General features: G+C 72.5%; 6 protein-coding genes. 4 read left to right on the top strand and 2 right to left on the bottom strand.

What is annotated here, in order from left to right; translation table 11 throughout:
- Positions 1-17: 17 nt before the first annotated feature.
- A complete protein-coding gene (locus ACFU5F_RS35955) occupies positions 18-719 on the top strand; it encodes a FadR/GntR family transcriptional regulator (protein WP_383896760.1) in 702 nt (233 codons plus the stop codon).
- 96 nt (positions 720-815) lie between these two features.
- On the opposite strand, the gene ACFU5F_RS35960 is transcribed toward ACFU5F_RS35955, so the two are convergent.
- Positions 816-2,132 (bottom strand): phytase, encoded by a 1,317-nt coding sequence (locus tag ACFU5F_RS35960; protein ID WP_383896763.1) that lies wholly within the window; start codon positions 2,130-2,132, stop codon positions 816-818.
- Positions 2,133-2,294: 162 nt separating this feature from the next.
- Positions 2,295-2,594, bottom strand: coding sequence for a response regulator transcription factor (locus tag ACFU5F_RS35965; RefSeq protein WP_383896765.1), 300 nt, complete (start codon positions 2,592-2,594; stop codon positions 2,295-2,297).
- A 287-nt stretch (positions 2,595-2,881) separates the two neighbouring features.
- Between ACFU5F_RS35965 and ACFU5F_RS35970 the strand changes: the two genes are divergently transcribed.
- From ACFU5F_RS35970 to ACFU5F_RS35980, 3 genes are all read left to right on the top strand, one after another.
- Complete coding sequence (locus ACFU5F_RS35970; RefSeq protein ID WP_383896785.1) at positions 2,882-3,529, top strand: response regulator; 648 nt, start codon at positions 2,882-2,884, stop codon at positions 3,527-3,529.
- Between the two features lie 171 nt (positions 3,530-3,700).
- Positions 3,701-4,963, top strand: coding sequence for a sensor histidine kinase (locus ACFU5F_RS35975; RefSeq protein ID WP_383896768.1), 1,263 nt, complete (start codon positions 3,701-3,703; stop codon positions 4,961-4,963).
- 351 nt (positions 4,964-5,314) lie between these two features.
- Positions 5,315-6,745, top strand: a complete 1,431-nt coding sequence (locus ACFU5F_RS35980) for a phytoene desaturase family protein (protein ID WP_383896771.1) — start codon at positions 5,315-5,317, stop codon at positions 6,743-6,745.
- The last annotated feature ends 48 nt before the right edge of the window (positions 6,746-6,793 follow it).

The following is a 6,793-nucleotide window of genomic DNA, read 5'->3' on the forward strand; positions in this document are numbered from 1 at the left end:
CGACAGGGAGGCCTCTCGTGGCACTGACCGACGAGGCGATGGACAAGATCAAGGCGATGATCGTCGCCGGTGAGCTGGAGCCGGGCTCCCGCCTCCCCAAGGAGGAGATCCTCGCCGCCCAGCTCGGCCTGTCCCGCAGCTCGCTGCGGGAGGCGGTTCGGGCCCTGACCGCGATGCGCATCCTGGTCACCCGGCAGGGCGACGGCACCTATGTGTCCAGCCTGGAGCCGCACCTCCTGCTGGAGTCGCTCTCCTTCGCCTCGGACGTCTCCCAGGGGCGGACCGCCCTGCAACTGCTCCAGGTACGGCGGCTGCTGGAACCCCAGGCCACCGGGGCGGCCGCCGCCCTGCTCACGGCCGACGACCTCCGGGACCTCGGCACCATCCTGGAGCGGTCACGGGCCGCCACCACGGTCGAGGAGTTCGTCGGCCACGACATCGCCTTCCACCTGCGGATCGTGGAGGCGGTCGGCAACCCGGTGCTGTCCATGCTGATGAAGGTGCTCTCCACTCGCACCCAGCGGGCCCGGATCGTCCGGGGCACCCGCGCGGAGCGGGCCGTGGAGCATGCCCACCGCGAGCACGAGGAGATCCTGCGCGCCCTGCTGGCCCGTGACGCCGCGCTGGCGGTCTCCACCGCGACGGTCCATGTCGCGGCCTTGGAGCAGTGGATGCGGGACGGACTCGACGAGAACCCCTTCCGCGCGATCGGGGACTGACCGCGCGGAAGGGGCCGGGGGTGTGTCTGCCACGTGCGGGGCGGCCGAGGGCAGGAGGGCTCAGGGCAGGGAGTGAGTCGGCGGAGTTTGCGGCGCTCACATGCCGGTGGCGTCCGTCAGCTCACCGAGATCGACGAACTTGAAGCCGGTGGCCGTGCGGGTGCCCCCCTCCCCGTCCGCGACCCCGGGGGTCTCGTGGCCGTCCTGGACGACGAGGAGCCCGCGCGGATAGCGGCGGCCCAGCGGGGCGTTGAGGACGGCGGCGCCGTCGCACTCTTCCACACCGTCGAGGGTGTCCGACGCGGACCCGATCCGGAAGCCGCCCTCGTACTCGTTCCCTTCGCCCACCTCACGGTCGTAGAGGGCGAAGGTGTTGTCGCCCTGACTGGAGGCGAGCAAGTAGCCGTCCCCGTCCGGCTCCTGATAGAGGGTCAGGCCCTCGACGTCGGCCGACAGGCGCTTCCCGCCGTAGCCGGGGTCGGCGCCCGGCACGCACTCCTCGCTCTCCTCGTCGTAGCGGCCGGGCACGCCGTACTCCCTGGTCCTGTCGACCAGGACGGGCCTGCCGGTGAGGTCGGCGCGCAGGCGCCAGATGCCGATGTCCTCCTGGCCCGCATAGAGGGTGCCGGTGGCGGGGTCGACGGCCATGCCCTCGACCTGCGGGAGTTCACCGGGCTCGCCGCAGGGGGTCCACGTCGTGCCGTCGGGCAGGCGGAAGGAGGAGGGCAGGTCGAGGGTGCGGACCTTGCGGTAGCCGACCCTGCCGTTCGCTGCCGGGACGAGTTCGAGCAGGGCGAGACGGGTGCGCTCGCGGCGGCTGACCAGGGCGTAGCTGCGGCCGGTCGCCCGGTCCGTCCAGGTGGCGAGGCCGTACGCCGTGCGCTGGTCGTTGATCTCGGCCTGGTCGGCGGAGAACACGGGAGCGGAGGCCGGGTCGGTGATGTCGGTCAGCGGGCCGCCGCGGCGGGCGGGGTCGATGCGGTAGATCCGCAGCCGGTCGTTGCCCCGGTCGCTGACCACGGCCACGTCGGTCCGGCCCGCCGGGGTGCGCAGACCGGTGACGAGGTCGACGTTGTTGTAGCGGCCGGGGGCGTCGTCCGGCGTCGGCGGCTTCGGCGCGGGCAGTGACTGCACCGGGCGGGCGTCCAGGTCGTAGACGCGCAGGCCGCCCTCCTTCGCGGTGGCGACGACGAGGCTGCGGCCGGGGTCGGCGGGGTTCCGCCAGATCGCCGGGTCGTCGGCGTCGGAGTTGCCGCCGGCCTCGTCGTCGTACAGCGCGGCGGTCTCGCTCGTCGGGGTCACCGCGGGAAGGGCGGAGGCTCCCGCTCCCGCGGGGGACACCGCGAGCGAGGTGGCCAGCGCGGTGACCGAGGCCAGAAGGGCGGCTCGTCCAGCAGTACGGGGCGTTCTCACAGGCTTTCGCTTCCTTACCGTCATCCAGGCCGTCGAGGGTCGTGTCACGCAGGGGGTGCGGAGAGCATCCTGCGCCCGGACGGACGTGACCTGTCCACGTGAAAGTGGTCAACGGGCCAAGGTTCGGCCGAAGTTCGCCCGGTCGTCACCCGAGCCGCCGGGCTATCCCACGCCGACGGGCTGGGCGCGGACTCCGCTCCGCCCTGTCAAGCGGAACGTTTCGTCGAGGCGGTCGAGGCGGTCCGTGCGCAGCGCGAGGATTCCCGCGCGCAACGCCGTGACGACGAGATGCGTGCGGTTCTTCGCGCAGAGTTTCTCCCTGATGCTGCGCATGTGGGCGGCCACCGTGCGGGGTGAGATCGACAGCCGCCGGGACATGTCCGCGTCCGACATGCCGTGGGCCGCCAGAAGGAGAATCTCCAGTTCCCGGGCGCTGAGCCGGCCGTCGCTGTCCACTGCCATGGGGTGCCTGCCTTGTTCGGAGGGGGTCGAGGACCCGTGGGTCGAGCGTCTGGTGCGCTGTGACTCTCCCGTGACATCCCGCTCCCGGGCATCGACCGTTCGACCGATACCCGGCAGTAGTCATCAGTCGATCGGCCCGGTCCTGCCGCCGGGAGACGCCTTTCGCCGGGAAAGGCCCAACTGCCCGATTCAGCAGGGAAGTTCGGTCCACCCACTTCCGCGGACACCCGGACCGCTCACGTGATCCATGGCATGCTCGCCGCGTGAGCGACACCCCCATACGCGTGATGATCGCCGACGATCAGGACCTGGTCCGGGCCGGCTTCCGTCTCATCCTGGACGCCCAGCAGGGCATCGAGGTGATCGGGGAGGCCGCCGACGGGCTCGCGTGCGTGGAGTCGGCACGCACGCTGCGGCCGGACGTGTGCCTGGTGGACGTCCGGATGCCGAAGCTGGACGGGCTGGAGGTGACCCGGCTGCTCGCCGGGCCGGGGGCCACGCACCCGACACAGGTCGTGGTGGTCACCAGCTTCGACCAGGACGACTACCTCAACATCGCGCTGCGCAACGGCGCCTGCGGCTTCTTGCTGAAGGACGCCGCGCCCGCCCTGCTGATCGAGGCGGTCCGGGCGGCGGCACGCGGCGACGCGCTGGTCTCGCCCGGGGTCACGGTCCGGCTGTTGAGGCTGCTGGAGGAGCGGGCGCCTGCCGATGCCGTCGGGGTGCCCGACTCGGCGCTCAGCGCACGGGAGCTGGAGGTCGCCCGCCTCGTCGCGGTGGGCCGCACCAACCAGGAGATCAGCGACGAGCTGTGTCTGTCCCTGTCCACGGTGAAGACGCATCTGGGCCACATCCACCACAAGCTGGGCGTACGCAACCGCGTCGAGGTGGCCGCGTGGGCCTGGGCCAACGGAACGGTGCGGACGGAGCGTTGAGGGGGGAATCGTGCTCACCCTGTGGATGATCTGTGTCCCTCCCCACAGATCGAACTTCCGTCTGCCGGAAAGGCATGTGCATGCCTAGCCTCCGGTGACATGACCACCTCGCCGCTCACGGCACTTTCGGCACAGGCGACCCGGCCGCACCACGGTGCTCCCCGGTTACCCATGCGGCAGTTGAAGCACCGCGCCCTGTACCCGGCGCTGGGCGCGCTGTGGGTCCTCGACATCGTCGTCATCGGGATGCATCAGCGCGGCCCCGTCGACTGGCTGCCGCTGGTGACCGGCCCGCTCGCCCTGGCGCTGGTGGTCGTGCCGTATCCGCGGCTGAGCACCGAATGGCGGGCGGGGATCTGCGCGGCCACCTCCACGGCGGTGACCCTGGGCACCTCCCTGAGGGGGTCGGACCTGCCCGCGTGGGGCCTGCTGGAGACGGCGTGCATGCTCGTCCTGCTGACGCGCATCTGCCGCAACGTCTCCCGGCCCGGCATCGTGCTGGCCCTGGCCGCCGCCCTGGGGGCCAGCGTCATCGACGAACCCCTGCGCACCGGGGGCACGGGCATCACCCTGACGTATCCCTTCCTGCTGACGTTCGCCGTCGGCGGGGCCGTGGGAGGGGGCTGCTACCTGCGGACGCTGGACGCCCGGCGGCGCCGTACGATCTCCGCCGTCCGGCTCGCCGAGCGGATCCAACTCGCCCGGGAACTGCACGACTTCGTCGCCCACCACGTGACGGGCATCATCGCGCAGGCCCACGCCGCCAGTGTGATCCACGAGAGCGCGCCCCATCAGATCGGCCCCATCCTGGGCAACATCGCGGAGGCGGGGCAGCGGACCATGGACTCCATGCGCCGTCTGATCAGCGTGCTGCGCGAGGAGGGCGAGCAGGGCTCCATCGAGTGCCCCGAGGCGCCCTACACCGAACTCGCCAAACTGGTCTCGGCCTTCAGCGGTCAGGGGGACGGATCGTCCGCCCAGCTGGAGGTCACCGGAGTCGCCCGCAGGAGCACGCTGCTGCCCGAGGTGGGCTGCGCGGTCCACCGTGTGGTGCAGGAGGCGCTGACCAACGTACGGCGGCACGCTCCGGGCACCCGCGCGACCGTACGCGTCCAGCGCACCCGTGGCGATCTGCTCCGGGTCGACGTCCACAACTGCGGCCCCGAGAGGCGGGTCTCCCGTCCCACGGGAGGCCGTGGCGGCTACGGCCTGATCGGGCTGCGCGAGCGCGTCGAGGCCGTCGGCGGCTCTCTGACGGCGGGGCCGGCCGACGACGGAGGCTGGTGGCTCATCGCCCACTTCCCGGTCCTCGCGGACACCCCGCCTCCGGACACGGAGAAGCCCCCCGCGACGCCCCGGCGGCCGGCCGGACGCCACGCCAAGCCGAACGCGCACACGGAACCGGAGCCGGATATGAGTTGGGACGCGGGATAGGCGGCCCCGCACGCGCGGACGCGGACAGGGACGCGGACGCGGACGCGAAGGAACGGCGAATTAGGCAATTCTGCGCATCGCGCCGGGCCGGTGAACGCATTAATGTCGGAGAGCCAAAGGCGCCGGGACGTCCTTCCCTCGTCCCGCAGAGCGGTGAACCGGCCCGGACCGGGCCCTTTCGGGGGCCCGTTCCTCCCTTTTCCCACCCGCCGTTCCGCGCCCGTCGGAAACCCGGTGCCGACCGACGGGAAACCGGTGTCCATCGGCGGAAATCCGGTGTCCATCGGCGGGAAATCGCAGGAAATCCGCGGACGCACAGGACGCGGGAGACTCGGAAGACGCGGGAGACATATGACTAAGGCCGTCGTCGTCGGAAGCGGTCCGAACGGTCTCGCGGCCGCCGTGCACCTCGCCCGGGAGGGCATCGAGGTCACCGTCCTGGAGGCCGCCGACACCATCGGCGGCGGTACCCGCACCAGCGAGCTGACCCCGGGTCTCCTGCACGACCACTGCTCCGCCACCCACCCGATGGCCGTGGGTTCGCCGTTCCTGCGCGGCCTCGACCTGGGGCGCCACGGGCTGACCTGGCGCCTGCCGGACATCGACTGCGCGCATCCGCTGGACTCCGGCGAGGCCGGTGTCCTGCACCGGTCGGTCCAGGAGACGGCGGACGGCCTCGGCGGGGCCGACGGACGCCGGTGGCAGCGGGTGTTCGAGCCGCTCGCGAACGGCTTCGACGCGCTGGCCGAGGACCTCATGCGGCCGCTCATCCATGTGCCCCGCCATCCGCTGCGTCTGGCGGGGTTCGGGGCGCGGGCGCTGCTGCCGGCCGCCGCGGCGGTCCGGCTGTGGCGGTCACCGGCCGCCCGGGCACTCTTCGGCGGGGTGGCCGCACACGCCTTCCGCCCGTTCCACCGGCCGGCGAGCGCCGCCGTCGGACTGACGATCATCGCAGCGGGACACCGGCACGGCTGGCCGGTGGCGGCGGGCGGCTCCCGGGCCATCGGTGACGCGCTCGCGGCCCGGCTCACGGAGTTCGGCGGCCGGATCGAGACCGGTGTGCGGGTGCGCACCCCTGCCGATCTGCCACCGGCCGACGTGGTCCTCTTCGACCTCGCCCCCCGCGCGGTGGCCGACATCCTGGGCGACCGGCTGCCGCGGCGTGTCGCGCGCGCCTACCGTCGCTTCCGCCACGGGCCCGGAGCCTTCAAGGCCGACTTCGCGGTCGAGGGCGGTGTCCCGTGGACCAGCGAGGCGGCCCGCCGGGCGGGCACCGTCCACCTCGGCGGGACGTTCGAGGAGGTCGCCCACACCGAACGGCTGATCCACGCGGGGCACATGCCGGAGCGGCCCTTCGTCCTGGTCGGCCAGCAGTACCTGGCCGATCCGAGCCGTTCGAAGGGTGACCTCCACCCGGTCTGGACCTACGCCCACGTCCCGCACGGCTACGACGGTGACGCGACCGAGGCGATCATCGGGCAGATCGAACGGTTCGCCCCCGGGTTCCGTGAGCGTGTCCTCGACATGGCCGTCCGCCCGCCGGCCGCGTTCGAGGCGTACAACCCGAACTATGTCGGCGGGGACATCGTCACCGGGGCCAACACCGCCCTGCAGCTGGCGATGCGCCCCCGCGTGGCGCTCGACCCGTACCGCACGGGAGTCCCCGGCATGTACCTCTGTTCCGCCGCCTCGCCACCGGGCGCCGGCGCGCACGGCATGTGCGGCGCCAACGCCGCCGCGTCGGCCCTGCGTCACCTCGGGCGGCGGCGCGGCGGGCAATGAGACACGAGGACGGCACCTGAGAGGGCCCGGACCGATTCGGTCCGGGCC

It is taken from the genome of Streptomyces sp. NPDC057438 (assembly GCF_042802995.1).
GTDB lineage: Bacteria > Actinomycetota > Actinomycetes > Streptomycetales > Streptomycetaceae > Streptomyces.

Coding starts and splice junctions, on each gene's coding strand:
- ACFU5F_RS35965 (WP_383896765.1), bottom strand. CDS start 2,594: ATGGCAGTGGACAGCGACGGCCGGCTCAGCGCCCGGGAACTGGAGATT.
- ACFU5F_RS35970 (WP_383896785.1), top strand. CDS start 2,882: ATGATCGCCGACGATCAGGACCTGGTCCGGGCCGGCTTCCGTCTCATC.
- ACFU5F_RS35975 (WP_383896768.1), top strand. CDS start 3,701: ATGCGGCAGTTGAAGCACCGCGCCCTGTACCCGGCGCTGGGCGCGCTG.
- ACFU5F_RS35980 (WP_383896771.1), top strand. CDS start 5,315: ATGACTAAGGCCGTCGTCGTCGGAAGCGGTCCGAACGGTCTCGCGGCC.